Source organism: Arthrobacter sp. StoSoilB19 (assembly GCF_019977275.1).
Taxonomy (GTDB): Bacteria; Actinomycetota; Actinomycetes; order Actinomycetales; family Micrococcaceae; genus Arthrobacter.
Map to the genome: position 1 here is coordinate 3,621,311 of NZ_AP024650.1, position 25,861 is coordinate 3,647,171.

Here is a 25,861-nt window from a genome sequence, read left to right on the forward strand (position 1 = left end):
GGTTATGCACTCCTGCGGCGGGTGATGACGAACTGCATGACCGAGACGACCACGATCAGTCCGAAGAAGATGTAGGAGATGGCTGCGGAATAGCCCAGCCGGTAGCCGGTGAACCCGGTTTCGAAGATGTACTGCACCACCGGCCTGGTGGACCCTCCGGGCCCGCCGGCGGTCATCTGGTACACCTGGTCGAAGATCTTGAGCGAGGCAAGGACCTGGAGGAGCACGATCATCACGGTGGTGGGGCCCAGTTGCGGCAAGGTGATCGAGAAGAGCTGGCGCCAGGCTCCGGCGCCGTCGAGGGATGCCGCCTCATAGTGCTGCTGCGGGATGTTCTGCATGGCCGCCAGGTACAGCAGGAAGTTGAACCCCACCGTCCACCACAGCGTGGCAATGACGATGGCCCACATGGCCACGTTGGGGTCGTTGAGCCAGGCGACTTTGGGGATGCCGATCCTGGACAGGGAATCGTTGATGAGGCCCAGCTGCGGGTTGTACATCCAGCTGAAGAACAGCGAAACGACGGTGGACGCGAGCAGGTACGGGGCAAAGTAGGACAGCCGCCACAGCCACTGCGCCGGCAGGCCGGCGTTGAGCAGTGCCGCCATCACCAAAGCGACCAGCACCAGCGGGACCGTGCTGATGACGGTGAAGTAGAGGGTGTTGCCGAGCGAACGCCACATGTCGGCATCGGCGAAGGCTTCGGCGTAGTTCGCGAAACCGATCACGCTGTCGTTGGCTCCGGTAAGGGACTTGCCGGTGAGGCTCATATAGATGCCGTAAAGAACCGGCCACACCAGGAAGACGACGAAGAAAGCCAGGAAGGGCGCCGCAAACCCCCAACCGCTGAGGTTGCTCCTGGCGAGGCTCCCGGTCCTGCGCCGGGCTGCTGGTGAAGAACTCATGAAGGACTCCTTTGTCGCTCGGGCGGTTAGACCGGATTTGGCCGGGAAAGAAGGGTGTTGGTGCGCTTTTCGAAGGCGTCCCATCCGGCCGCTGCCTTGTCGCGGCCTAGGAGGACGTTTTGGACGTTTTCGGCAAAGTAGGTCTGCCAGTCGGAACCGGAGCCGCTGAACCAGGCTTCGGGATCGTAGGCAATGACGTCCGCGGCGTTGGCGTAATGCACCTGCGGTGTGAGGGCCTTATACGCCTGGGACTGGACCACGGGCTGGTAGGCGGGGATGTGTCCTGCCTCCGCCCAGGACAGCGATCCTTTGAGGATGTCGCTGACGAACTTGTAGACATCGCGCCGCTTCGTATCGTCCACGTTCAATTGCCGTGGCAGGACGAAGGAATGCGAGTCCGCGTACGCGGCCGGGGTGCCAAAGAGCGTGGGGATCGTTGCAGCGTCCACCGGGAGGCCTGCCTTCTTCATGGTCGGCAGTTCCCAGACGCCGCTGAACAGCATGCCCGAGCCGCCGCGGGCGAATTCCGCGATGCCGGTGCTGATGTCGCCGCTCTTTGCCGCAATGGTGTCGTCGAAAAGCGATGCCATGAATTCCAGCGACTCAATGGCGGCGTCCCGGTCAACCTTCATCGGCTGGCCCGGCGTCAGCGTCATGTCCGCGCCGTGCTGCTTGTAGAGCGTGTAGAACAGCCGCCACATCTGGGATCCGCTGCCGAGGTAGCCAAAGGACAACCCGTGGGCCTGCGTGACCTTCTGCATTTCCTTGGCCATGGCCATGAACCCCTGCGGGGACGTGACCTCCTGCAGCTGCCCGTTACCACCCAGGACGCCGGCCTTGCGGGCAATGTCCGTGTTGTAGAACATGATGAACGGGTGCGAATCCAGGGCGATGGAAAACACCTTGCCGTCCTGCTGGCTCTTCTGCCAGATCCGCGGGGCAAAGTCGGCGCCGGTGACGCCGTGCTCTGCCAGCAGCGAGAGGTCCCAGGGCTCAATCAGGCCGCCCGGGGCGTAGCCCGGGACACGGCTGGCGTGCATGATGGCCAACTCCGGCGGCCGGCCGCCAGCCGAGGCCATGGCGAGCTTGGTGTAGTAGGGCGGGCCCCACGCAAGGACGGTCGGGTGCACCTTGAACCCGGGGTTGGCTTCGTTCGCCTTGTTGATCATGGCCTGCATCTTGATGCCGTCGCCGCCGGACAACAGATGCCAGAACTGGATGTCCCTGGCGGCCGCTGCGGAGGCATTCCCACCGCACCCTGCCAGGGCCGCCGCAGCAATGACGCTGCCCATTGCTGCGGTTCCCGACAACAGCTGCCGTCTCGACAGCTGCCTGCCTGCGAAAAAATCAAACTGCTTCACCCGTCACTCCTTTGGATGGGTCCGCTGAAAGTCATTCCCGCGCCACAAACCGTTGCTGCCGCATGCTGGGCAGCCATGCCCCGCGGGGCCCCCGGTGTGACGCACGCCTCACATTACATCGATGTAATGGCCACCGCAATGGATAATTGTTAGCGTTCGCAAAGTGACCCGCCACTCTCGATTAGGGCTCCCGCGCCAGGATCCCGGTCGGAGGGCAGGAGCCTAGGAGGTACTCTGCCGTTCCACGATCCGGTAATCGATGGCCACTACCTTCTGCGGGCCCTCACGGTCGGCCATGCGCTCGGTCAGGAGGCGCAAGGCCTCCCTGGCCACCTGGCGCTTGTCAAAGGAAACGGTGGTCAGCGACGGCACTGCATACCTGGCGTCGGCGATGTCGTCGAAGCCGGCTACGGCCACGTCGTCGGGCACCCTGATGCCCCGCTTCCACAGCACACTGAGGGCCCCGATGGCCATGGAGTCGGTGAAGCAGAACAAGGCCTCGGGCAGGGGATGCGAGTCAAGGTAGGTGGACAGCGCTTTCGCCGCCGTATCCGGGCTCCACTTTTCGCAGGGGATGATCAGTGAGTCATCCCAGCCAATGCCAAGTTCTTCGAGTGCAGCCTGGTACCCACGGGTGCGGAGGACGGCCGCCGCCGAGCCCCTGCCTTCCGCGGCCCCCAGCACGGCAATACGGCGCCTGCCGGTGCTGCCCAGCGCCAGCGTCATGTCCCGTGCGGCGGCAACACTGTCCACCCATACACGGTCAGCCAGTTTCTGCGTCACCTCACCCAGCAGGACCACCGGAGGCAGGGCAACCCCCACCTTCACGGCACTCTCGTCCAAAACCACGGGGTTGAGGATGAGCCCGTCGATGAGGTTGGACCGCGCCCGCGACATCAGCTCGTATTCGCGCGTGGGATCGGACCCCGTCTCCTCGATCTGCACGCTCCACCCCTGCTCGTGGGCCACCTCCACCACGCTGTGTGCGATCTCGGCGGAGTACGGCGTGGCCAGATCGGGCAGGGCCAGGGCGATGACGCCCGACCTTCCGTTGCGCAGTCCCCGGGCAGAGAGGTTGGGAACGTAGTCCAGTTCCGCCATGGCCTGCTCCACCTTGATCCTGGTGGGGCCGCTGACCGGAACAATGCCGTTCATGACGTTCGAGACGGTCTTTGGCGAAACCCCTGCGAGGCGCGCTACGTCCTTGACCGTTGCGCGCAAAGGCGCCCCCTTGCTCCCGGTGTGGCTTTGGTGAAGATTTTACCCGGCTCCGTGGAGCGTCAGCGTTCGCGCTGGTGGTCCCCCGCCACGGTCTTGGCAGCCTCGACTTCGAGCATGAGCCTGCCGTCCTCTTCAACCAGGGTTGGCTGGTAAACGTGGGGCTTGCGCTTGTAGCTCAGGTAGGCAATGCAGCCGTTGGCCGCGGCCATCTTCTCGAGCATGATTTCGGAACCCGGGACCAGCAGTTCGCCCAGCGGGCGGCCCACCGTGTTCTCCTGGCCTGCCTCGTCGCCCAGCGCCGTGGAGTTCCGCTCCTGGATCACCTGCGCGGCGTTGACCCACCTGCCCCACACGCCCTTGCCGTCCAGCAGCGAAGGTTCCTGGCCCAGCGGCACCGTGGCGGCGAAGTAGCGGGTGTCGAAGCGGCGGTGCGCGAAGTCGGGGCTGCGCCAGTTGACGAGGGACTTGAGCAGGTCGGTGCGCAGGGAGAGCCCGCGCTTGCCCAGCACCTGGGCAAGCGTCTTCTCCTGGTCGGCCACCGCCACGCGTGCCCGCATCCACTTGGACGTGGACGTGGCCTCCACCGTGCTGGACATGTCGGGACCGGCCAGGAGCACGCCGGTCTCCTCGAAGAGTTCCCGGATGGCGCCCACCACGTGGCGGCGGGCCAGCCCGACGTCGTCCGTTCCCATCTGCTCGGCCCAATGCTGCGGTGAGGGTCCCAGCCAACCCATGGCGTCGTCGTCGGCCGGGTCAAGGGACCCGCCGGGGAACGCCAGGACGCCCAGCGGCGAGGAGCCGGGCCGGTAACCCAGCCAAGTCTCCAGGCCGGTGGGTGAATCACGCAGGAGGACTACGGATGAGGCGTAGCGCGCGGCCCGGGGGGTGCGCTCGCCGTGTTCGAGCCAGCTTTGCGCCGCCCCTTCAAGGTCTTGGGGAAGTGCAAAAAGGCGTCGTGCGAGGTGCGGCAAGGGAAGTGTCCGGTCTTAGCTGAATTCGGCAATGAGCTCGACCTCTACGGGAGAGTCGAGCGGAAGAACGGCAACGCCGACGGCGGAACGTGCGTGCTGCCCGGCGTCACCGAGGACGCGGCCCAGCAGTTCCGAGGCACCGTTGACGACGGCGGGCTGGCCCGTGAACGAGGGATCCGAAGCGACGAATCCCACCACCTTCACGATCCGGGTGATCCGGTCCAGGTCCCCGATGACGCTCTTGACGGCGGCCAGGGCGTTGACGGCGCAGACCGCTGCGAAGCGCTGCGCGTCCTCCGGGGAAACGGTGGGCTCGTCGGCGTACCCTTCGGTGCCCGCGGACACCTTGCCCGTAGCTTCGAGTTTGCCGTTAATAAACGGCAACTGGCCCGAGGTGTAGACATGGCTCCCGGAGACGACGGCGGGAACGTAGGAGGCCACCGGGGCGGCGACCTCGGGCAGGGTGATGCCGAGTTCCGCGAGGCGCTGCTCGACGGCGGATACGGGCGCCGCTGCGGCGCTGGACTGGGCTTCTGCGGGGGTGCTCATGCTACTGCTTCTCCCTTTTGAGGTAGGCGACAAGGCCGTTGCCGTCAGGTCCGGGGACTACCTGGACGAGCTCCCAGCCGTCCTCTCCCCACTGGTCCAGGATCTGCTTTGTGGCGTGGATAATGAGCGGAATCGTCGCGTACTCCCATTTGGTCATGAAAGAAAGCGTAGCCCTTGCCGGTAAAGTGGAAAACATGGCGACTCGCAAGAACCCCTTATTCGACACTGCCACCACACTGGGTAAGATCCTTCTTTTCCTTGGTGTGAGCGCAATTTGCGGTGTCCTCGTGGCAGGCCTCCTGGTGCCTGCCGCGGCCGTCTCCGGCAGCGCGGCAAGCGGTTCCATCGACTTTTTCGATTCCCTTCCGGCGGAGCTGAAGGTAGATCCCCCCAGCCAGACCACCCGGATCCTGGCTGCCGACGGCAGCGAGATCGCCAGCGTCTATACCGAGAACCGCACCAAGGTTCCGCTGGACCAGATTTCACCGAACATGAAGAACGCCATCCTCGCCGTCGAGGACAGCAGGTTCTATGACCACGGCGGCGTGGACACCACCGGCATCCTCCGCGCGCTGGTCAGCACCATCCGAGGCAACAAGCAGGGTGCCTCCACCATCACTCAGCAGTACGTCAACAACGTTCTCAACGCCAACCTCGCCGCCGCCGGCGAGGAGGACCAGATCAAGCTGAACGGCGTCAACAAGGGTGTTGGTGACAAGCTCCGCGAGATGAAGCTCGCCATCGCCCTGGAGAAGGAGTTCAGCAAGGACCAGATCCTTGAGGGCTACCTGAACATCGTGTTCTTCAACCGTGATGCATATGGCATCGAGGCCGCTTCCAGGTACTTCTTCAGCACCACCGCCAAGGACCTGACGCTCCCCCAGGCAGCGCTGCTGGCCGGCCTGGTGAACAGCCCCTCCGCCTTTGACCCCATCATCAATCCCGAGAAGTCAAAGCAGCGCAGGGACCTGGTGCTGGGACTGATGCTTGACCAGAAGAAGATCACCCAGGCGGAACACGACGCGGCCGTCGCCACCCCGGTGGAGCCCAAGGTGACCCAGCCCAAGCAGGGCTGCGCCTACGCGGCCTCGGCCCCGTACTTCTGCGACTACATCCTGCACCTGCTGGAGAACAACCCTGCCTACGGCGCGGACGTCAAGGAGCGCCAGCGGCTGATCTACGGCGGCGGGCTGACCATCACCACCACACTGGACCCCAAGGCCCAGGCCACGGCCCAGGAGCAGGCCAATGCCGCCGCCGGCGCCAACCCCGACAAGTGGGGCGCCTCCATGGTGTCGGTGCAGCCGGGTACGGGCAAGATCATCTCAATGGCCCAGAACACCACGTTTCTGCCCGGCCAGGGCTTCGATTCCCAGCTCAACTTCAACGTGGACAAGCTGGATAAGGACGGCAACGACCTCAACGGCATGGGCGGCGCCCAGCCCGGGTCCACCATGAAGCCGTTCACCTTTGCCGAGTGGCTCAACGAGGGCAAGTCCATGAACACCATGGTCAACGCGGCCCAGCGCGTCTACCCGATCGGCTATCCGTGGCGCAACACCTGCGGCAAGGTCCAGGGTGCCTACAGCACGGCGCAGAAGAACGCGGGCCTGGACGCGGCTGACGACCTCCAGAACGCCGAGCCCCAGTGGTACAAGCCGCTGTCGGTCCTGGAGGGCCTTTACAACTCGATCAACACGGTGACGTTTGCGTCCGCGGCACAGCTGGACTTCTGCGGCATCCAGAAGATCGCTGATGCGGTGGGACTGCACAGCGGCTTGCCCTCAGCGGACGGCAGCGAGCCGAACCCCAAGGTGAACATGATGACGCTGGGCAACCTGCTGGGGTCCACGCAGACCTCTCCGCTGACCATGGCCAGCGCGTTTGCCACCTTCGCTAACGACGGCAAGTACTGCGAGCCCATCGCCATCACCTCGGTGACGGACGCCACCGGCAAGCAGCTCCCGGCACAGTCCAGCAGCTGCCGTGACGCCATCAAACCGGAGGTTGCACGCGGCGTGAACTACGCGCTCCAGGAAGTGCTGAACAGGGGCTCCGGTTCGCTGATCCAGCCCCGGATTTCCACCAAGACCAGCTTCCCCATTGGCGCCAAGACCGGTACGTCCAACAACAACGGCTCCACCTGGGTTGTTGGGCACACCACCGGCCTGGCAACGGCCGCCTGGTTCGGCGACCCGCTGGGAGCACAGGACCGTGCAGGGCAGAACATCACGGTCAACGGCAAGTTCTATAAAGGCATCGATGGTTACATGATCGCCGGTCCCATGTTCTCCAGCTACATGGCGAAGATCGCCCCGGCATACGGCACCAACCCGTTCCCGGCACCGCCGAGCAACATGGTCAACGGAACAACCACTACTTCGCCTGGAAGGACCACCCCGCAGGCCACCCAGGCTCCCGTACCGTCCACGCCGGCAACGCAGGCGCCCGCCACCCAGGCGCCGGCCCCCGCCCCCACCAGCAATGGCAACGGGAATGGAAAGGGCAACGGCTAAGCACGCATGAGCATCGACAGCCTGGCAGGCCGCGCCCGCGCAATCGGGCGCGGCTTTGCCGTCACTGCAGGCGCCGGGGCCGCGGCCGGAATGGCAGCCTTCGGCTACGGCCTGTGGGAGAAGAACCAGTTCGTCCTCCGGGAGGAAACCCTGGCCATCCTCCCTCCCGGCCGCGGTCCGTTCCGCATCTTGCACCTGAGCGACATCCACTTCGTGCCGGGGCAGCGGAAGAAGGCTGATTGGCTAAGGTCCCTGGCGGACCTCAGGCCGGACCTGGTGGTGAACACCGGCGACAACCTCAGCCACGTGAAGGCTGTGGACCCGCTGCTGGATGCCCTGAAACCGCTGCTGCAGTTCCCCGGCGTCTTTGTCCCCGGGTCCAACGACTACTTCGCGCCCAGCCCAAAGAACCCTGCGTCCTACCTGCTGGGGCCGTCCAAGGCGAAGCCCAAGCCGGTTGCCCTCGACTGGCCGCGCCTGCGGTCCGGCTTCGGCATGAGCGGCTGGGTGGATCTGACCAATCGCCACCAGTCATTGGTCCTCAACGGCATGCGCTTCGATTTCTCCGGCGTCGACGACCCGCACCTGAACCGGGAACGGTACGCCGGCTGGCCCCGTGGAACGGTCAGCCAGGATGCCAAGGACCACCTCAGGATCGCGGTCATCCATGCACCGTACCAGCGGGTCCTGGACCACTTCACCGAAAGCGGCGCGGACCTCCTGCTGGCCGGCCACACACACGGGGGCCAGCTGTGCATCCCCGGGTATGGCGCCCTCGTGGCCAACTGCGACCTCCCCACATGGCGGGCGAAGGGCCTCAACGACTGGTCAAGCAACGGAAGCACGACGCCGGTTAATGTGTCCGGCGGCATCGGCACCTCACGCTTCGCCCCGGTAAGGATCGCCTGCAAACCCGAGGCCGTCCTGCTGACCCTTACCTCCCCCAACTGAACCGAAAGCATTACGGTCTGCAATAACTGGGCAAGCAGCTGGCCAGCACCGCAAATCCCTGTGAACCGCCTCACGCCAATGGCATAGGGTAGTTGCTAGAGGAAACTACATTCGTTTTAGAGCTTGAGAAGCGGGCATGGCCAAGCAGACTCCATTTTTCCGATCCATCAGCCGTCTTTATCCGCACGTCCGGCCCATCATCCCCAGGCTCCTGCTGGGACTCCTGTGCGCCCTGCTCGCCAGCGTCGTGGCGCTGACCATCCCCCAGGTGCTGCGGGTCCTGGTCAATACCGCGCTGCAGCCAGGGGCCACGCCGGAGGCGGTCTGGGTGTCGGCTGCCGTCATCCTGGTCCTGGGCATCGCAGAAGCCGGACTGGTGGCGCTGCGCCGGCAGTTCGTCATCAACCCCGCCACCACCGTGGAGACCCGCATGCGGGTGTCCCTCTACAACCATCTGCAGGACCTGACCGTCTCCTTCCACGACCGGTGGGGATCCGGCCAATTGCTGTCCCGGGCCATGACGGACCTGAACTTCCTGCGCCGCTGGATGGCTTTTGGCGCCATCATGCTGGTGGTCACCACCCTGACGGTGATCATCGGCGTCGTGGCCATGTTCGCCATGAGCTGGCAGCTGGCCCTGATCTTCCTGGCCGCCGCCGTTCCCATCACCATCAACAGCTTCCGGTTCCGCACCCGGTTCAGCAAGGTGGCGCGGCGAAGCCAGGACCAGGCCGGCGACCTTGCCACCACCGTGGAGGAATCGGTCCACGGCATCCGCGTGCTCAAGGCCTTCGGACGCAGCCGGGAAGCCCTGGAAAACTTCAACGAGCAGGCAGAGGGCCTGCGCCAGACTGAGATCGAGAAGGCACGCCACCAGGCAACGTTCACCATGGTGGTCACCCTGCTTCCTGAACTCGCCCTGGGAGCCGGCCTGATTGTCGGGGTCATGCTGTGCGCCAGCGGCCAGCTGAGCATCGGCTCCCTGGTGGCGTTCTTCGCCACCGCGGCAGTCATCGCCTCCCCCGTGGAATTCTCCGGCATGCTGCTGGCCATGGCACTCACCGCCAAGACCGCCGTCGACCGCCACTACGAAGTGATGGACACGCAAAACACCATCACCAGTCCTGCCCAGCCCCGCCGGCCGGCTGAGCTGGCCGGGGCACTGCGCTTCAACAACGCAACCTTCGCCTTCGAGGACGCCCCGGACAAGCCCATCCTCAAGGACATCAACCTGGACATCCGGCCCGGCGAAACCATGGCCCTGGTGGGCATCACCGGCAGCGGCAAGAGTGCGCTGATCCAGCTGGTGCCGCGCCTGTACGACGTCACCGGCGGCGCCATCACCATCGACGGCGTCGACATCCGGGACTTCGGTGTGGAGGAGCTGCGCCGGATCGTGGGGGTGGCCTTCGAGGAGACCACGCTCTTTTCCAATTCCGTGCGGGACAACGTCCTGCTCGGCGCCCCGGCCCGCACAGAGGAGGTCCTGGACGAGGCCCTCGATGTGGCGCAGGCGCACTTCGCCTATTCCCTGCCCGGGGGTGTGGACACGTTGATCGGCGAGGAAGGCCTGAGCCTGTCCGGCGGCCAGCGGCAACGGATCGCCCTGGCACGTGCCATCGCCGCCCGTCCGCGGATCCTGGTCCTGGACGACCCGCTGTCAGCCCTGGACGTCCACACCGAGGAGCTGGTGGAGGCCCGCCTCCGCGAGGTCCTGAAGGACACCACCACCCTGATCGTGGCCCACCGGCCGTCCACCGTGGCCCTCGCGGACCGGGTGGCCCTGCTGGAGGACGGCCGCATCGCCGCCGTCGGAACGCACACCGAACTGCTGGCCCATAACCAGCACTACCGCTACGTCATCGCCAGCCTGGACCGGGAGCCGCGGGACCTGGACTCTGAACTGTCGGCACTTGAAGACAATGCTGAGGAAGTGTCCCGATGAGCACTGCAACGTTCGGCACCGCAAATGAAGACAATGCCCACCTCAGCAAGAGCGACAGCCGGGCAGTACGACGGCGGTCACTTGCCCTGCTGCGATCGCTGATCCGTCCCGTGCGGGCGCGGTTCTGGCTGACCATCGCCATGGTGGTCCTGTCCCAGGCCGCGCGGGTGGCCGGCCCGGCACTGATCGCGTTCGGGATCGACCATGCCCTTCCCGCCCTCCAGGCCGGCAACAACGCCCCCTTGGTGTTCACCGGCGTCGCCTACCTTCTGGCAGCCATTGCGACGGCGGGACTCACCGCCCTGTACGTCACCTCCACGGCGCGGCTCAGCCAGGCGATGCTGCTGGACCTCAGGGTGCGCGTCTTCCGGCACACGCAGCGGCTCAGCCTGGAGTTCCACGAGAAATACACCTCCGGCAGGATCATCGCCCGGCAGACCTCAGACCTTGAAGCACTGCGCGAACTCCTCGACTCGGGGGTCAGTTCACTGGCTTCGGGAATGCTCTTCATGGCCTTCACCGCCGTCACCATCTTTGCCCTGGACTGGCGGAGCGGTTTGCTGGTGCTGGCCGCCGGCGTGCCGATGTTCTTCCTTTCGCGCTGGTACCAGAAGCACTCGCAGATCGCCTTCAGGGAGTCCCGCGTGGTCTCCGCCCGGCTGATCGTGCATTTCGTGGAGACCATGACCGGCATCCGCGCCGTCAAGGCCTTCCGCAAGGAGAAGGAGAACTCGGAGCGCTACGGGAAACTCGCCGAGGACTACCGCGCGGTCACAGTCCGCTCCATCAACCTCAACGGCATCTTCCAACCGGGACTGGTGCTGATTGGCAACGTCTGCGTTGCCGTGGTCCTGCTCTTCGGCGGATTCCGGGTGCTGGACGGCGGCCTGGCAGTGGGCGTACTCCTGGCCCTCATCCTGTCCACCAAGCGCTTCTTCCAGCCGGTGGACCAGATGGCCATGTTCTACAACTCATTCCAGAGCGCGCAGGCAGCACTGGAGAAGGTGTCCGGACTGCTCGAAGAGGTTCCCACGGTCCGGCCACCCAGGAACCCGGTGGCCCTGCCCAGCGCCACGGGACGCATCGACTTCAACGGCGTCGAGTTCCGCTATGGCGACGGTCCGTTGGTGGTGCCGCGCCTGGACCTGCACATCCCGGCCGGACAGACAGTGGCGCTGGTGGGACAAACGGGCGCTGGAAAATCCACCCTGGCCAAACTCATCGCCCGGTTCTACGACGTCACCTCGGGAACGCTCACCCTGGACGGCGTGGACCTCCGCGACCTGGCCACCACCGACCTCCGCCGGAACATCGTCATGGTCACCCAGGAGGCCTTCCTGTTCAGCGGCTCGGTGGCGGACAACATCGCCCTGGGCCGGCCGGAGGCATCACGCGCCGAAATCGAAGAGGCCGCCAAGGCAGTTGGCGCCCACGAATTCATCCTTGAACTTCCCGAGGGCTACGACACCGACGTCAACAAGCGCGGCGGCAGGGTCTCCTCCGGCCAGCGGCAGCTGATCAGCTTTGCCAGGGCGTTCCTGGCGCAGCCGGCCGTGCTGATCCTGGACGAGGCAACCTCCTCACTGGACATCCCGTCCGAACGCCTGGTGCAGGCCGCACTGGCCCGCCTGCTGGCCGGCACGGAAGCCAGACGCCGGACGGCGTTGATCATCGCCCACCGCTTGTCCACGGTGGAGACGGCGGACCGTGTCCTGGTGGTGCACGACGGGCGGATCGTGGAGGACGGCACGCCGGAGGAACTGATCGGCGGCGGCGGACGCTTCGCCGACCTGCATGGGGCGTGGAAGGACTCCCTGGTCTGACCCGCGTCCCGCCCCGGACCGGGCTGGACCGGGCTGGATTTCGCATCGGGACCCGGAATCGGCTATCCTTGTAAAGTTGCTTTTGCAGCGGATCGGGATGTAGCGCAGCTTGGTAGCGCGCTTCGTTCGGGACGAAGAGGTCGCAGGTTCAAATCCTGTCATCCCGACCATAACGAAAAGAGGGTCTCCTTGCGGAGGCCCTCTTTTTTGTCTCGATGTGGTCACGGCCCGGCACCCCGGGATTAAAACGAGTGGCCCCGGAGCTGTTGCTCCGGAGCCACTCCCGCCTCCTGTGTGAGGAAGCTGTTTAAGCGGGATCAGGCCAGTTGCCCACGTACGTTGTGTAGGTAGTATCGGTCTTCTTGTCCTTCTTCACCTTTGCTGAGGCGGGATCAGGCCAGTTACCAACAGCTACCGACACACCCGAATTATCGGCGACGGAACCTGAAGCCAGGACGGCCGGAGCCGCCGCAGAAAAAGCCAGGGCCCCAGCCAGGACGGCCGCGGTTGCGATCTTCTTCAACATATAAGTTCCTCAATACGAGTCGGATTCGTTACAAAGCCAGCACTGTCCTTGTTGACACACATTGTAAAATATTTTCCACAGGGGCTGTCAAGCATTCGGCAGCCCAAGTGTCCAGAAGGAGGAAACGCGTGGGCAACGGGTTCGGAGAAAAGCTCCGCGCGGAGCGCCTGGAGCGTGGACTGACACAGGCCGAACTGGGCAAGGACCTGTATTCACCCAGCTACATTTCGCTGCTGGAAACCGGCCGCCGGGAGCCGACAGCCGAAGTAATTGAAGAATTGGCACGCAGATTGGAACTGGCCCCCAAGGCGCTGGAGGCTTGGAGCCAGCCAATTTCCGTGAGCGACGCCGAGTACGTGCTGGCAGGCCTCTATGCCCGCCAGGCGTGGGACCTTCGTGATTATCCACTGGCGGCAAGCCACGCTGCCACGGCCGCGAAGATTGCCCTCGAGGGGCGGAACACCAGCGCCTGGTGGAACATGACCTATATGCAGGCCGAATGCCTCATCAAGCAGGGAAACTGGCGCGAAGCCCAGAAGATCATGGAGCACTTGCTGGAGCACCCCATGGCCAGGGAATCCGCCGGCCTTGCCGTACGGGCACACCAGATGCTGGCCGGTATCTACCAGGGACAAGGCCAGCTGAGCCTTGCCGTGGACCAGGGGATCCAGGCAGTGGACCTCTGCAGGCAGCTGCCCAAGGGATCCACCCTGATCATCAACGCCCATCACGCGCTGATCGGGGCGCTTGCAGAAAGCGGGCGGCTCGACGAGGCCTGGAAGTATTGCCAGGCCATGATCGACCACGTGGATGAGCTTTCCATGACGCAGCTCGCCGGCGAGGTGGCCTGGGTTGTGGGGAACGTTGCGTTCATGCGGCATGACTACACGGAAGGCGTCAAACACCATGAGCGGGCAGCACGCCTGCTCTCCCCCGCCAATGACATCGAACTGTGGGCCCGGTTCAACAAGGCCTCCGCAGCCGTCCGGCTTTCCTCGGGCATCGTGGAGCCGGAGACCCTGTCGGCAATCGAACGTGCCGAACTGGCCTTGTCGATTGTGGGTGGGAACAAGTCCGATCAGCTGGAGGTCGCCTTCATCCGTGCCCGCTGGCTGTACCTGACCGGGGACATTGTGGCCGCCGTCGAAAAGCTGCGGGAAATCCACGCCGAACGCGCGGAGCTCGCCAAGCACACCGCGGGTGAAGTTTCCCTCCTCCTGGGCAAGTCCCTCAAGGCCGCGGGTGATACGGACGAAGCACTGGTGCATCTCGAGGAAGCCCAAAAGGCCTTCGCCACTGCCGGCGCCCAGGACCGGGTTCAACAGGCGCTGGACGCGATCCTCGAGATTAAGCTGGCGCAGAAACGCGCCGCCGCTGCGGCTGCGAAAGCCAGCTGACCAGGCCAGGTAAACCCGCAGTGCGGGCTTACCTGGCTTCCGGTTGTTCTAGGAGAACGCCTTCCCCGTGATCTTCTCGTATGCTTCGACGTAGCGGCTGCGGGTCCGTTCCACTACTTCAGCGGGGAGCGCCGGCGGCGGCGTGTCCGAGGCCTTGTCCCAGCCGGACTCCGCCGATGTCAGCCAGTCCCGCACATACTGTTTGTCGTAGGACGGCTGGGCCTGGCCCGGCTTGTAGGTGGCAGCGTCCCAGAAACGCGAGGAATCCGGGGTCAGCACCTCGTCGCCCAGGGTGATCGACCCGGAGGCTGCGTCGTAGCCGAACTCCACCTTGGTGTCCGCCAGGATGATGCCGCGCTCCCGGGCGATCTTTTCCGCCGTCGTGTAAATCTTCAGCGTCAACTCACTGAGGCGGCCCGCGATGTCGTCGCCCACCAGCGCCACTACGGCGTCGTAGGTGATGTTCTCATCATGCTCCCCGATCAGCGCTTTGGCCGACGGCGTGAAGATGGCGTGCTCCAGCCGGGATCCGTCCACCAGCCCTTCCGGCAGCGGGATGTTGCATACGGTTCCGGAGGCCTTGTACTCCTGCAGGCCGGAGCCCGTGAGGTAGCCGCGGGCGATGCATTCCACCGGGAACATGTCCAGCTTCTTGCAGATCATGGCCCGGCCTTCAACCTCGGCCGGGACGCCGTCCTCCACCGTGGAGCCGAGCACATGGTGTTCCACGCCCAACTGGTCGAACCACCAGAGGCTCAGTTGCGTGAGGATGCGTCCCTTGTCCGGGATTTCGCTGGACAGCACATGGTCAAAGGCGCTGATGCGGTCGCTGGCCACCACCAGTACGCAGTCCTGCCCAACGCGCTGCAGGATGGATTCGTCGGCGGGCTCATAGAGGTCGCGTACCTTGCCGGAGTAGACGTGGGTCCAGCCGGGAAGATCCAGTGTTTTGGTGGCGTAGCCGCGGTTCTCTCGGTTTTCAGTCATGTCAGGCCTTTGCTTTCACGATGGGCATCGAACCGGTGGCGCCGTAAGGAACCTTGATCTCGCCACGGGCGGCTTTGCGGGCGATGTCGGTGCGGAACTGCGCCCCGTCCAGCTGGACCAGCTCCACGCCGTCGTACGCTTTCTCGCGCGCCTCCACCAGGTCACTGCCCAGGGCGACAACCGCCAGGACACGGCCGCCGGCGGACACCACCTTGCCTTCCTTGTCCAGGGCGGTTCCGGCGTGGATAACGTGCACGCCGTCGAGCGCTTCCACTTTCTTGAGGCCACGGATCCGGTCACCGGTGCGGGGCGTGTCCGGGTAGTTTTCGGAGGCAATAACGACGGCGACGGCGGCCTCCTTGGACCACCGCAGCTCCTCAGCCTTATCCAGTTCGCCCTTGGCGGCGGCCATCAGCAGCGCACCGAGGGGGGTCTTGAGCCGGGCGAGGACGGCCTGGGTTTCCGGGTCGCCGAAGCGGACGTTGAACTCGATCACGCGGGTGCCGCGTGACGTGAGGGCCAGGCCGACGAACAGCACACCGACGAAAGGGGTGCCGCGGCGGGCCATCTCGTTGACGGTGGGCTGGGCCACGCGTTCAAGGACTTCCTGCACCAGCCCCTCGGGGGCCCACTCAAGCGGGGTATAGGCACCCATGCCGCCGGTGTTGGGCCCTTCGTCATTGTCGAAAATGCGCTTGAAGTCCTGGGCGGGCGAGAGCGCCACCGTGTTCTGCCCGTCGCAGAGCACAAAGAGGGAAACCTCCGGGCCGTCCAGGAACTCCTCGATGACCACGGAGCCGCCGGCGTCGAAGCAGGACTGGGCATGCGCCAAAGCTTCATCGCGGTTGCGGGTGACAACAACACCCTTGCCCGCGGCGAGTCCATCGTCCTTCACCACGTAGGGGGCGCCGAAGGTGTCCAGTGCCGATGCTGCTTCCTCGGCGTTGGTGGCCACCATGGCCATCGCCGTGGGGACGCCGGCTTCCGCCATGACCTCCTTGGCGAAGGCCTTTGAGGCCTCCAGCTGGGCTGCTGCCTTGCTGGGTCCGAAGACGGGGATCCCGGCTTCGCGGACGGCGTCCGATACGCCTGCGGCCAGCGGAGCTTCCGGGCCCACCACCACGAGGTCCACACCGAGCCGTGCGGCCAGCCCGGCGACCGCGTCGGGATCGTTGCCGTTGATGTCGTAGGTGGGAACCAGTTTGCTGATGCCGGCATTGCCAGGTGCCGCGTGGACCTCGGACACGTTGGGGTCGGCGAGCAGGGAGCGGACAATGGCGTGTTCGCGGCCTCCGGGGCCAATGACGAGTACCTTCACAGTGTCCAAGGGTACTTTGTGCACCCTCCCCGCTCCTAAGCTGTGTCCTCCCCCGCCTGGTCAATCCGGAGTCCCGCCCGCTCCGAACCATACATATGACAAAGCTGCGAAACAGGATGACAGGCGCCGGAACCATGGCCGCGTTGGCAGGCGTGGTGGCAGCCGCCGTCGTACTTGCCGTTGCGGAGCTGATTGGCGCATTTTTTACCGCCCGCGCCACCCCCCTCTTTGCCCTGGGGTCCACCTTCATCGACTTCACGCCGCCGTGGCTCAAGGACTTTGCGATCGCCACGTTCGGCACCAACGACAAGACAGCGCTATTCGTGGGCATGGGCCTGACCATTGCGGTGCTCGCCTGCATCCTGGGCGTGGTGGCCTACCGGAAATGGGCCCTCGGCGTCCTGGGTGTACTTTTCATGGGGGCCGTGATCGTGGCCAGCGTGGTGACCCGCGCCGGCGTCGGCGCCGCTGACGCCATCCCTTCGGTGCTGGGAACCCTGGCCGGACTGGTGGTCCTGCACCGCCTGATGGTGCCGCTGTGGGGGCTGAAGGCGTGGCCGGAAGCGCCGGCGGATACAGCGTCCGACGGCGGCGAACGGCCTGGGGGCGAAGGCACCAGCCGCCGGCGCTTCTTCGCCACTGCCGGGATCACGGCCGTAGCCGCGGGCATCGCCGCCACCGGTGGGCGGCTGCTGGCTGCGGCGCGCAGCAATGTGGCCCAGGCCCGTGAAGCGTTGAGCCTGCCAACGCCGGCGAAAGCTGCAGCCGCCGTACCGGCCGGGGTCCAGTCCACGGTCCCCGGCGTCCCGCCGTGGCTGACGCCCAACGGCGAGTTCTACCGGATCGATACGGCTTTGAGCGTGCCGGAAATCAACGTTGACGACTGGGAACTGCGCGTTCACGGGCTGGTGGAGCAGGAAGTGACGCTCACCTTCCAGGACCTGCTCGACGCCGAGCTGATCGAATCCCACGTCACGCTCACCTGCGTGTCCAATCCAGTGGGCGGCAACCTCGCCGGAAACGCCAAGTGGCTGGGCCTGCCCATCCGTGAGGTGCTGGCGCGCGCCAAGCCCAAAGAAGGAGCAGACATGGTGCTGTCAAAGTCCATCGACGGCTTCAGCGCTTCCACTCCCCTTGAGGTCCTGCAGGATGACAGGGACGCCATGCTGGCCATCGGCATGAACGGTGAGCCGCTTCCGCTGGAGCACGGCTACCCCGTGCGGATGGTGGTCCCCGGACTGTACGGGTTTGTGTCCGCCACCAAATGGGTGGTGGACCTGGAGGTCACCCGTTTCGCGGACAGCAAGGCCTACTGGACCGAGCGCGGCTGGTCCGAGCGCGGCCCCATCAAGACGATGGCCCGCGTGGACGTGCCCAAGTCCTTCGCGAAGGTGCCGGCCGGAAAAGTCGCGGTGGGCGGCACCGCATGGGCCCAAACTCGCGGCATCAGCAAAGTGGAAATCCAGATCGACAACGGCGGGTGGGCGGAAGCCACCCTCTCCGCCGAAGCGTCCACCGTTACCTGGCGCCAGTGGTCCTACGAGTGGGACGCCACGCCCGGCCCCCACTACATCAAGGTACGGGCAACCGACGGGACCGGGGCGGTCCAAACCGACCAGCGCGCAGATCCCGTGCCTGACGGTGCGTCAGGCTGGCAGTCGATAATGGTCACCGTGCAGTAGGCCGCAGCCCGGAGTGCCCGGGCTTCTGCGGGGCTGGCCCATAGACTGGCAGTATGCCGCATAATCCGCATGCCACCTTCACTGTTGACTCCGCCGTCGAACTGGCCGTGATCGAACGCAGCGGCTTTGTGGAGTCGCGGCACATCGGTTCCGCCGTGCTCCTGTCCGCCGACGGCTCGGTGGTCACCGAACTCGGAGACATCAACACGCCCATCTTCGCGCGGTCCACGCTCAAGCCGTTCCAGGCATTGGCCGCCATGCAGTCCGGGGTTCCGCTGCGGGGCGCGCAGGTGGCCATTGCCTGCGGAAGCCACACGGGCTCCCTGGACCACATGGACGTGGTGGCGGGCATGCTCAAGGCCGCCGGAGTCCGTGAAGACCAGCTGCAGTGCCCCGAGGCCTGGCCGCAGGATGAAACGGCCCGGAACTGGCTGGTGCGCTCCGAAAAGGGCAAGTCGCGGCTGGCGTACAACTGCTCCGGAAAGCACGCCGCTTTCCTGTGGGCCTGCACGGAAAACGGGTGGGACACGCACAGCTACCTGGAGCCGAACCACCCGCTGCAGCAGCGCGTGCGCACCGTTGTGGAGGAATACACGGGTGAGAAGATCGCCCACCTGGGGATCGACGGCTGCGGCGCCCCCGTGGCGGCTGTCTCCCTGAAAGGCCTGGCCAGGGCTTACTCCCAGCTCGCCAAGGCTCCCGGGGACCAGAGCTTCAGCGCCAGGGCCGCCACCATCGCCACTTCGATGCTCGATTACCCATGGGCGGTACAGGGCCGTGGCGAGGCCAACACCCTGGTGATGGACGAGCTGGAGATCATCGCCAAGATCGGGGCAGAGGGGGTGCTGGCCATGGCCACTCCGCAGGGCGTGTCCGTGGCCGTCAAGATCCTGGACGGAAACATCAGGGCCACCTCGCTGGTGGCCCTGACGCTGCTCGCCGCGGCGGGGGCCGTGGAGATCCCGGGAGTTGCCAGCGCCCTGGAGCAGGTTGTGGAACCGGTGATGGGCGGCGGACGGCCGGTAGGAAAGATCCGCCTGGGCCCCGCTGTTTCCGCCCTCCTGGACTGACACCCCTTCCCACACCAGACATCAAAGGAAGGCTGACCGCATGGCCGTAGCCCGCCGTCGTATTGACGTCCAGCAAGGCAAAGCAGCACTGAACGCATGGCTGGAAGCTGCCCAGCCGTCGTCGGACGCTCCCTTGCCGCGAACCGTCCTGGCCACTGCCGTCAGGTACTCGCTGGAGGAGCTGACGGCGCGTGCACCGGGAAACTCCGTGGAGGTGCGCGTCCCGCCGTTCGGCGTCACCCAGTGCGTTGAGGGCCCGCGGCATACGCGCGGCACCCCGCCCAACGTGATTGAGTGCGACGCCGCCACCTGGCTTGCGATGGTGACGGGACAGATGGAGTGGGCCGACGCAGTCAGCGCCGGAAAGGTGGCCGCGTCCGGGCTGCGGGCGGACCTGTCAGCCCTGCTGCCCCTCTAGCCCCTCCGGCCCTTCGCGCTGCTCCGGCCCGGCAGAAGCCTTAGCCGCGGCCGATGAAGGGCATGCCCGCAGCGGTGACCACTACTGACCCCACGCTGGCCGAGGCCGGCATGTTGGCCATCATCAGTACTGCGCGGGCCGCGTCCGCCACCGGAAACATGGGCTCCACCTTGCGGCTGCCGTCTGCCTGCAGGGCCCCCGAGCCGACGCCGATGGTGTCCATGATGTCGGTGGCGGTGTTGCCGATGTCGATCTGCCCGCAGGTGATGCCGTAGCCCCGGCCGTCCAGTTCGATGCTCCTGGTCAGGCCTGTCATGGCATGCTTGGTGACCGTATAGGCCACCGTCCGCGGCCGCGGTGAATGCGCCGAGATGGAGCCGTTGTTGATGATCCGGCCGCCCTGCGGTTCCTGCGATTTCATGGTCCTTACCGCCGCGGCGGCGCACAGCATGGACCCGGTGAGGTTCACGGCAAGGGTGGCGTTCCAGTCTTCCAGGCTGATCTCATCCACCCCGGCGGCGGGACCGAACACGCCGGCATTGTTGAACAGGACGTCCACCCGCCCCCACTTCCGGCGCGCTGCCTCGAAAAGCCGTTCGACGTCGTCGCGCCGGGTGACGTCGCACGGCACCACCAGGGCCTCCGCGTGGCCGTCCGCCGTTTCAGCAAGTTGGGCCTCGCGGCGGCCGGCCAGCACCACGCGATAGCCGTCGGCCAGCATCTGCCGGGCAACCTCCCGGCCAATGCCGGAGCCGGCCCCGGTCACTACGGCGACGCGTGCTGTGGGAAGGGAAGTGGTCATGCGGTCTCCTGGCCTAAAACTGCGCCGGCACGGCCGGCTTGTTCAGCGGCCAGCCTATGACGGTCTTGGGACGCGGCGCAGCGAAGGTCCGCACCTTGGAGGTGGAAAGGCCCATCCGGACCAGCGATTCGGCGATGGTTACGGCCGAGGCCACACCGTCCACTACGGGAACGCCTGCCCGTTGCCGGATCTGTTCGTCCAGCCCCGCCATCCCGCCGCAGCCAAGGACAATCACCTCGGCCTTGTCCTCAGTGACGGCCAGCATGGCCTGGTTGATGATTGCCTCAACGGCGCGTTCCGGTTCCTCCTCGAGTTCCAGGACCGCCATTCCGCTGGCACGGACGGAAGCACATCTTGCGTCCAGGCCGGCCAGCTTCAGCCGGTCCTCGATGAGGGGAACCGTCCGGTCCAGCGTGGTGACCACCGAGTATTTGTGGCCCAGGAACATGGCTGTGCCGGCGGCAGCCTCGGTGATGTCGACCACCGGCACGTCCAGCAGTTCCTGGAGCCCTTCCCTCCCGTGCTCGCCGTAGCCGGCCTGGATGACGGCGTCAAACGTTCCCGGGAAGGAGGTGACGGCGTCCATCACGGCGATGGCAGCCAGGTAGCTTTCGAAGTTGCCTTCGCAGGAGTCCGCGCCGAACCTCGGGGTGATTCCCACGATTTCCGTGCCGGGAGCGGCAACACTGCGTGCCGAGGCCGCGATGGAGTCCGTCATTGATTGCGTGGTGTTTACGTTGGCGACAAGTATGCGCATTGGGTAGGTCCTTGGCTTGTGACTGGCTCAGTGGGTACTGACGACGGCGATGGCTTCCCCGTCGTGGTCGTCCAGCCTTTGGTTGCGGTCGGCGATGAAGAAGTACAGTGCCGCCGCAATGCCCGCTGCGAAGAACCAGGCGAAGGGTGCCGCGGCAGCCAGTGCCGGTACGAAGGCGATCAGCAGGGCAAGGACGGCGGCCGGAACCATGGCGATGACCGCCCGGGGGTTGACGCCCTTCCTGTAGAAGTACGCGCCCTCCGGTGATGCCGTGTAGAGCTCCGGGACGTTGACCTTGCCACGGCGGATCAGCCAGTAGTCAGCCATGACGACGCCGAACAGCGGGCCGAGCAAGGCACCGAGGCCGCCCAGGAAGTACACGATGACCAGCGGGTTGTTGTAGAGGTTCCAGGGCAGGATGACCAGGCCGATGGTGGCGGAGACCATTGCTGCCTTGCGGAAGTTCAACCGCCGGGGGAACAGGTTGGTCAGGGCGTAGACAGGGGCGACGAAGTTGGCCATGAGGTTCACTGCGATGGTCAGGATCAGCAGGGCAAGGCACGCAAGGACCAGGAAGAGCGTGTTGGGGATGGTCTGGACGATATCCGAGGGGCTTTTGATGATGGTCCCGTTGATTTTGAACTGGCCACCGGCCATGACCACCACGATGGCGCCGAACACGAGCATGTTGATGGGGATGCCCCAGAAGTTTCCGCGGACCACGGCCTTCTTTGAGACGGCTGAGCGGGTGAAATCGCAGAAGTTCAGGACGAAGGTGCCGTAGATCGAAACCCAGAGGGCGCCGCCGGCGAAGATCGTGAGCCACATTTCCGGCCCTTCCAGGGCCTTGTTGGAGGACCAGGCGATGCTTCCGCCGGCTTCCACGAAGATCCAGACAGCCATTGCGGCCATGGTGGCCAGGATGACGGGGCCGGCGAAGGCCTCGTATTTGCGGATCATCTCCATGCCGAAGCTGACGATGACCAGCTGGACCACCCAGAGGGCCACGAATGCCATCCACCCCAGCGTGGACAGCCCCAGGAGGGAGTCCTGGTCCAGGTCGTGGAGGCCCGGGAACATGGCCACGAGCATGACGCGGAAGACAACGGACGCCAGGTACGTCTGAATGCCGAACCAGGCCACGGCCACCGCGCCGCGGAGGAGGCTGGCGATCTGGGCGCCCCTGATGCCGAAGCTGATGCGGCTCATGACCGGGAAGGGGACGCCGGTCTTCACCCCCATGAAGCCGGAAAGGGTAAGGAGGCCGAACAGCAGCGCGGCACCAATGCCGAGTGCCATCAGGATCTGCCACCCGCCCAGCCCCAAAGCGAACAGCCCGATGGCGAAGGCGTAGTTGCCCAGGCTGTGCACGTCATTGGCCCACAGGGTGAAGATGCTGTAGCTCGTCCAGCTGCGGCCCGTGCGTTTGGTGGGGGCAAGGTCTGCATTGTAGAGGGAAGGGCTGATGCTCTTGCCGGAAGCCGCGCTGGCCGATTCGCACAGGGCTTCGACACTGCCGGCCGGGTGGACCGGCCCGGCTGACGGCGCTGTCAGGTCCAGGTCCGCGTCAACGCCCGCCGATGGAGGGGTCTGCATAGGGGTCTCAATTCTTTGGTGGATTCCGTGTGGTGAGGCCGACCTTGGGTCGTTTCTGTTATTCCACATTGCGGAATCGAGATATTGAATAGTGAAATAAGAGTATGACCTGCGTCACGGGGGCGTCAAGCAATGCCGGCATGGGCGGGCAGTCACAAACTGTTTCTTCCTCCCGGCCTGCGCACTCTGCGGGCTCAGGGGCATCGGTCACATTGACCATACCCCCGCGTCTGACTAATCTCATCTAGCAATAATGTTTTCTCGTAATATGAAAACTTAAGCCGAGCATTCGAAGATGAAAAGAGGCTGCCGTGGCTGCAGGAGAAGATACCTCCCATATCCTCAGCGGGTTGACTAACCAGCTGCCTGATCGTGATCCGGAAGAGACTGCCGAGTGGGTTGAGTCCCTGGATGCGTTGATCAGGGAACAGGGCACCGAGCGTGCCCAATACATCATGCGGAGCCTGCTGCAGCGCGCCGGCGCGCAGAGCGTCGGGGTGCCGATGGTGACCACCACCGATTACGTGAACACGATCCCGGTGGACCAGGAAGCCCAGTTCCCGGGCAACGAGGAGTACGAGCGCCGGTACCGGGCCTACATGCGGTGGAACGCTGCGGTCATGGTCCACCGGGCGCAGCGGCCCGATATCGGCGTCGGCGGGCACATCTCCACCTACGCCGGTGCCGCGACCCTGTACGAGGTCGGGTTCAACCACTTCTTCCGCGGCAAGGACCACCCCGGCGGCGGGGACCAGGTCTTCTTCCAGGGCCACGCCTCCCCCGGCATGTACGCCCGGGCGTTCATGGAAGGACGCCTCTCCGAGGAGGACCTGGACGGGTTCCGGCAGGAAAAGTCCCGCGAGGGCCACGCCCTGTCCTCCTACCCGCACCCGCGCCTGATGCCGCACTTCTGGGAATTCCCCACCGTGTCCATGGGCATCGGCCCGATGAACGCGATCTACCAGGCGCAGAACAACCGGTACCTGCACAACCGTGGCCTGAAAGACACCTCCGACCAGCAGGTCTGGGCGTTCCTGGGCGACGGCGAAATGGACGAACCCGAATCCCGCGGCCTGCTGCAGCTGGCGGCTAACGAAAACCTGGACAACCTGAACTTCGTGATCAACTGCAACCTCCAGCGCCTGGACGGGCCGGTGCGCGGCAACGGCAAGATCATGCAGGAACTCGAAGCGTTCTTCCGCGGCGCGGGCTGGAACGTGATCAAGGTCGTCTGGGGCCGGGAATGGGATGACCTGCTCACCCGCGACACCGACGGGTCCCTGGTGAAAATCATGAACGAAACCGTCGACGGGGACTACCAGACCTACAAAGCCGAATCCGGCGGGTTCGTCCGCGAACACTTCTTCGGCAAAACCCCGCAGACCAAAGACCTCGTCGCGGACCTCACCGACGACCAGATCTGGAACCTCAAACGCGGCGGCCACGACTACCGCAAGGTCTACGCAGCCTACAAAGCCGCCACCGAATTCAAGGGCAAACCCACCGTCATCCTCGCCCACACCGTCAAGGGCTACGGCCTGGGACCGCGGTTTGAAGGCAGGAATGCCACGCACCAGATGAAGAAGCTGACGGTCGAGGATCTCAAGGACTTCAGGGATTACCTGCGGATCCCCATCTCGGACGAACAACTGGACGCCGACCCATACCGGCCTCCCTATTACCACCCGGGCCTGGATGCACCCGAGATCGCCTACCTCCTTGAACGGCGGCGGGCGTTGGGCGGATCGGTTCCCGAGCGCCGCAGCCGATACAGTGCTGTGGAGCTTCCGGATGAAAAGTCCTACGAGGTAGCCAGGCGGGGTTCTGGCAAGCAGCAGGCCGCCACCACCATGGCCTTCGTCCGCCTGCTCAAGGATTTGCTCCGTGACAAAAAGTTCGGGGGCAGGATTGTGCCCATCGTGCCGGATGAATCACGCACGTTCGGCATGGATGCGTTCTTCCCCACCGCGAAGATCTACAACCCCGAGGGCCAGAACTACCTCTCCGTGGACCGCGACCTGGTCCTGGCCTACAAGGAATCCCCCGCCGGGCAACTGATCCACCCCGGCATCAACGAAGCCGGCGCCGTGGCAGCCTTCACCGCCGCCGGGACCTCCTACGCCACCCACGGCGTGCCCCTGGTCCCGGTCTACGTGTTCTACTCCATGTTCGGCTTCCAGCGCACCGGCGACGCCTTCTGGGCCGCAGCAGACCAAATGACCCGCGGCTTCATCATCGGCGCCACCGCAGGCCGGACCACCCTCACCGGCGAAGGCCTCCAGCACGCCGACGGCCACTCCCCCCTGCTCGCCTCCACCAACCCCGCCGTGCTCACCTACGACCCCGCCTACGGCTACGAAATCGGCCACATCATCCGCTCCGGCCTCGAACGCATGTACGGGCCGGACTCAACGGACAAGAACGTCATGTACTACCTCACCGTGTACAACGAACCCATCGTCCAGCCCGCCGAACCCGAAAACCTCGACATCGAAGGCGTCATCAAGGGCATCTACCTGCTCGCACCGGCAAAGATCGACGGTCCCCGCACCCAGATCCTCGCCTCCGGCGTCTCCGTTCCCTGGGCCATCGAAGCCCAGCGCGTCCTGGCCGACGACTGGAACGTCTCCGCCGACGTCTGGTCCGTCACCTCCTGGAACGAACTGCGCCGCGACGGCCTCGCCGCCGAAGAAGAAGCCTTCCTCAACCCCGGCCAACCCGCCCGCACCCCGTTCGTCACCCAGCAACTCGAAGGCGCCACCGGCCCCATCGTCGCCGTCTCCGACTACATGAAAGCCGTCCCCGACCAGATCCGGCAGTTCGTCCCCAACGAATTCGCCACCCTCGGCGCCGACGGCTTCGGCTTCTCCGACACCCGCGCAGCAGCGCGCCGCTACTTCAAGAACGACACCCACTCCATCGTGGTGAAAGTGCTGCAAATGCTGGCGGCGAGGGGCGAGGTTGAGGAGGGCGCGCCGTCGTATGCCCTGGACCGCTACAAACTCCTGGACGTCAACGCCGGCACCACCGGTGGCGCGGGCGGCGACGCATGAGACGGGGAACCGC

General features: G+C 65.3%; 21 protein-coding genes and 1 tRNA gene. 10 read left to right on the top strand and 12 right to left on the bottom strand.

Annotation, left to right across the window (positions count from 1 at the left end; translation table 11 throughout):
* Window positions 1-2: 2 nt before the first annotated feature.
* The 6 genes from LDO86_RS16730 to LDO86_RS16755 all read right to left on the bottom strand — a co-directional run bounded on the left by LDO86_RS16730 (window position 3) and on the right by LDO86_RS16755 (window position 5,164).
* The gene (locus LDO86_RS16730) at window positions 3-905 is read right to left on the bottom strand and encodes a sugar ABC transporter permease (RefSeq protein ID WP_018768978.1); all 903 of its coding nucleotides are present in this window, start codon (window positions 903-905) and stop codon (window positions 3-5) included.
* Between the two features lie 26 nt (window positions 906-931).
* On the bottom strand, window positions 932-2,266 hold the full coding sequence (locus LDO86_RS16735) for an extracellular solute-binding protein (protein WP_018768979.1): 1,335 nt from the start codon (window positions 2,264-2,266) through the stop codon (window positions 932-934).
* 222 nt (window positions 2,267-2,488) lie between these two features.
* Window positions 2,489-3,487 carry a LacI family DNA-binding transcriptional regulator gene (locus tag LDO86_RS16740; protein WP_026265720.1) on the bottom strand — a complete coding sequence of 333 codons (999 nt, stop codon included), beginning with the start codon at window positions 3,485-3,487 and terminating at the stop codon, window positions 2,489-2,491.
* 59 nt (window positions 3,488-3,546) lie between these two features.
* Window positions 3,547-4,458, bottom strand: coding sequence for an NUDIX hydrolase (locus LDO86_RS16745; RefSeq protein WP_224084118.1), 912 nt, complete (start codon window positions 4,456-4,458; stop codon window positions 3,547-3,549).
* A gap of 15 nt (window positions 4,459-4,473) precedes the next feature.
* Entirely contained in the window at window positions 4,474-5,007 is a 534-nt protein-coding gene (locus tag LDO86_RS16750) for a RidA family protein (RefSeq protein ID WP_018768982.1), read from the bottom strand.
* A gap of 1 nt (window position 5,008) precedes the next feature.
* Entirely contained in the window at window positions 5,009-5,164 is a 156-nt protein-coding gene (locus LDO86_RS16755; RefSeq protein ID WP_009359196.1) for a DUF4177 domain-containing protein, read from the bottom strand.
* 37 nt (window positions 5,165-5,201) lie between these two features.
* Here LDO86_RS16755 and LDO86_RS16760 point away from each other — a divergent pair, with 37 nt between their 5' ends.
* The 5 genes from LDO86_RS16760 (at window position 5,202) to LDO86_RS16780 (ending at window position 12,412) form a co-directional block, all read left to right on the top strand.
* Window positions 5,202-7,523: a transglycosylase domain-containing protein gene (locus tag LDO86_RS16760; RefSeq protein ID WP_043424879.1), complete on the top strand. Its 2,322-nt coding sequence runs from the start codon at window positions 5,202-5,204 to the stop codon at window positions 7,521-7,523.
* 6 nt (window positions 7,524-7,529) lie between these two features.
* Window positions 7,530-8,474 carry a metallophosphoesterase gene (locus LDO86_RS16765; protein WP_018768984.1) on the top strand — a complete coding sequence of 315 codons (945 nt, stop codon included), beginning with the start codon at window positions 7,530-7,532 and terminating at the stop codon, window positions 8,472-8,474.
* A 136-nt stretch (window positions 8,475-8,610) separates the two neighbouring features.
* Window positions 8,611-10,419 carry an ABC transporter ATP-binding protein gene (locus tag LDO86_RS16770; RefSeq protein ID WP_018768985.1) on the top strand — a complete coding sequence of 603 codons (1,809 nt, stop codon included), beginning with the start codon at window positions 8,611-8,613 and terminating at the stop codon, window positions 10,417-10,419.
* Entirely contained in the window at window positions 10,416-12,242 is a 1,827-nt protein-coding gene (locus LDO86_RS16775; protein WP_018768986.1) for an ABC transporter ATP-binding protein, read from the top strand. Before LDO86_RS16770 ends, LDO86_RS16775 begins: the two co-directional genes overlap by 4 nt.
* A 93-nt stretch (window positions 12,243-12,335) precedes the next feature.
* A tRNA-Pro gene (locus tag LDO86_RS16780) sits at window positions 12,336-12,412 on the top strand.
* Window positions 12,413-12,549: 137 nt separating this feature from the next.
* Here LDO86_RS16780 and LDO86_RS16785 read toward each other — a convergent pair.
* Window positions 12,550-12,768, bottom strand: a complete 219-nt coding sequence (locus LDO86_RS16785; RefSeq protein ID WP_018768987.1) for a hypothetical protein — start codon at window positions 12,766-12,768, stop codon at window positions 12,550-12,552.
* Between the two features lie 128 nt (window positions 12,769-12,896).
* Here LDO86_RS16785 and LDO86_RS16790 point away from each other — a divergent pair, with 128 nt between their 5' ends.
* Window positions 12,897-14,165: a helix-turn-helix transcriptional regulator gene (locus LDO86_RS16790; protein ID WP_018768988.1), complete on the top strand. Its 1,269-nt coding sequence runs from the start codon at window positions 12,897-12,899 to the stop codon at window positions 14,163-14,165.
* 48 nt (window positions 14,166-14,213) lie between these two features.
* Here the strand turns inward: LDO86_RS16790 and LDO86_RS16795 are convergent, their stop codons facing one another.
* A complete protein-coding gene (locus LDO86_RS16795) occupies window positions 14,214-15,152 on the bottom strand; it encodes a phosphoribosylaminoimidazolesuccinocarboxamide synthase (RefSeq protein ID WP_018768989.1) in 939 nt (312 codons plus the stop codon).
* A gap of 1 nt (window position 15,153) precedes the next feature.
* Window positions 15,154-16,470, bottom strand: coding sequence for a phosphoribosylamine--glycine ligase (gene purD, locus LDO86_RS16800; protein WP_018768990.1), 1,317 nt, complete (start codon window positions 16,468-16,470; stop codon window positions 15,154-15,156).
* A gap of 95 nt (window positions 16,471-16,565) precedes the next feature.
* Here purD and LDO86_RS16805 point away from each other — a divergent pair, with 95 nt between their 5' ends.
* Genes LDO86_RS16805 through LDO86_RS16815 form a run of 3 tightly spaced genes read left to right on the top strand, consistent with a single transcriptional unit; the run spans window position 16,566 to window position 19,640 of the window.
* The gene (locus LDO86_RS16805) at window positions 16,566-18,152 is read left to right on the top strand and encodes a molybdopterin-dependent oxidoreductase (protein WP_026265721.1); all 1,587 of its coding nucleotides are present in this window, start codon (window positions 16,566-16,568) and stop codon (window positions 18,150-18,152) included.
* Between the two features lie 53 nt (window positions 18,153-18,205).
* Entirely contained in the window at window positions 18,206-19,222 is a 1,017-nt protein-coding gene (locus tag LDO86_RS16810) for an asparaginase (protein WP_018768992.1), read from the top strand.
* Window positions 19,223-19,262: 40 nt separating this feature from the next.
* Window positions 19,263-19,640, top strand: coding sequence for a sterol carrier family protein (locus tag LDO86_RS16815; RefSeq protein WP_018768993.1), 378 nt, complete (start codon window positions 19,263-19,265; stop codon window positions 19,638-19,640).
* A gap of 40 nt (window positions 19,641-19,680) precedes the next feature.
* Here the strand turns inward: LDO86_RS16815 and LDO86_RS16820 are convergent, their stop codons facing one another.
* From LDO86_RS16820 to LDO86_RS16830, 3 genes are read right to left on the bottom strand one after another with little or no spacing between them, the layout of a single operon-like run.
* Entirely contained in the window at window positions 19,681-20,442 is a 762-nt protein-coding gene (locus LDO86_RS16820; RefSeq protein WP_018768994.1) for an SDR family oxidoreductase, read from the bottom strand.
* Window positions 20,443-20,455: 13 nt separating this feature from the next.
* Window positions 20,456-21,199: an aspartate/glutamate racemase family protein gene (locus LDO86_RS16825; protein WP_018768995.1), complete on the bottom strand. Its 744-nt coding sequence runs from the start codon at window positions 21,197-21,199 to the stop codon at window positions 20,456-20,458.
* A gap of 27 nt (window positions 21,200-21,226) precedes the next feature.
* The gene (locus LDO86_RS16830; protein WP_018768996.1) at window positions 21,227-22,795 is read right to left on the bottom strand and encodes an NCS1 family nucleobase:cation symporter-1; all 1,569 of its coding nucleotides are present in this window, start codon (window positions 22,793-22,795) and stop codon (window positions 21,227-21,229) included.
* Between the two features lie 311 nt (window positions 22,796-23,106).
* On the opposite strand from LDO86_RS16830, the gene aceE reads away from it, so the two are divergent.
* Window positions 23,107-25,848 (top strand): pyruvate dehydrogenase (acetyl-transferring), homodimeric type, encoded by a 2,742-nt coding sequence (aceE, locus tag LDO86_RS16835; protein ID WP_144601043.1) that lies wholly within the window; start codon window positions 23,107-23,109, stop codon window positions 25,846-25,848.
* The last annotated feature ends 13 nt before the right edge of the window (window positions 25,849-25,861 follow it).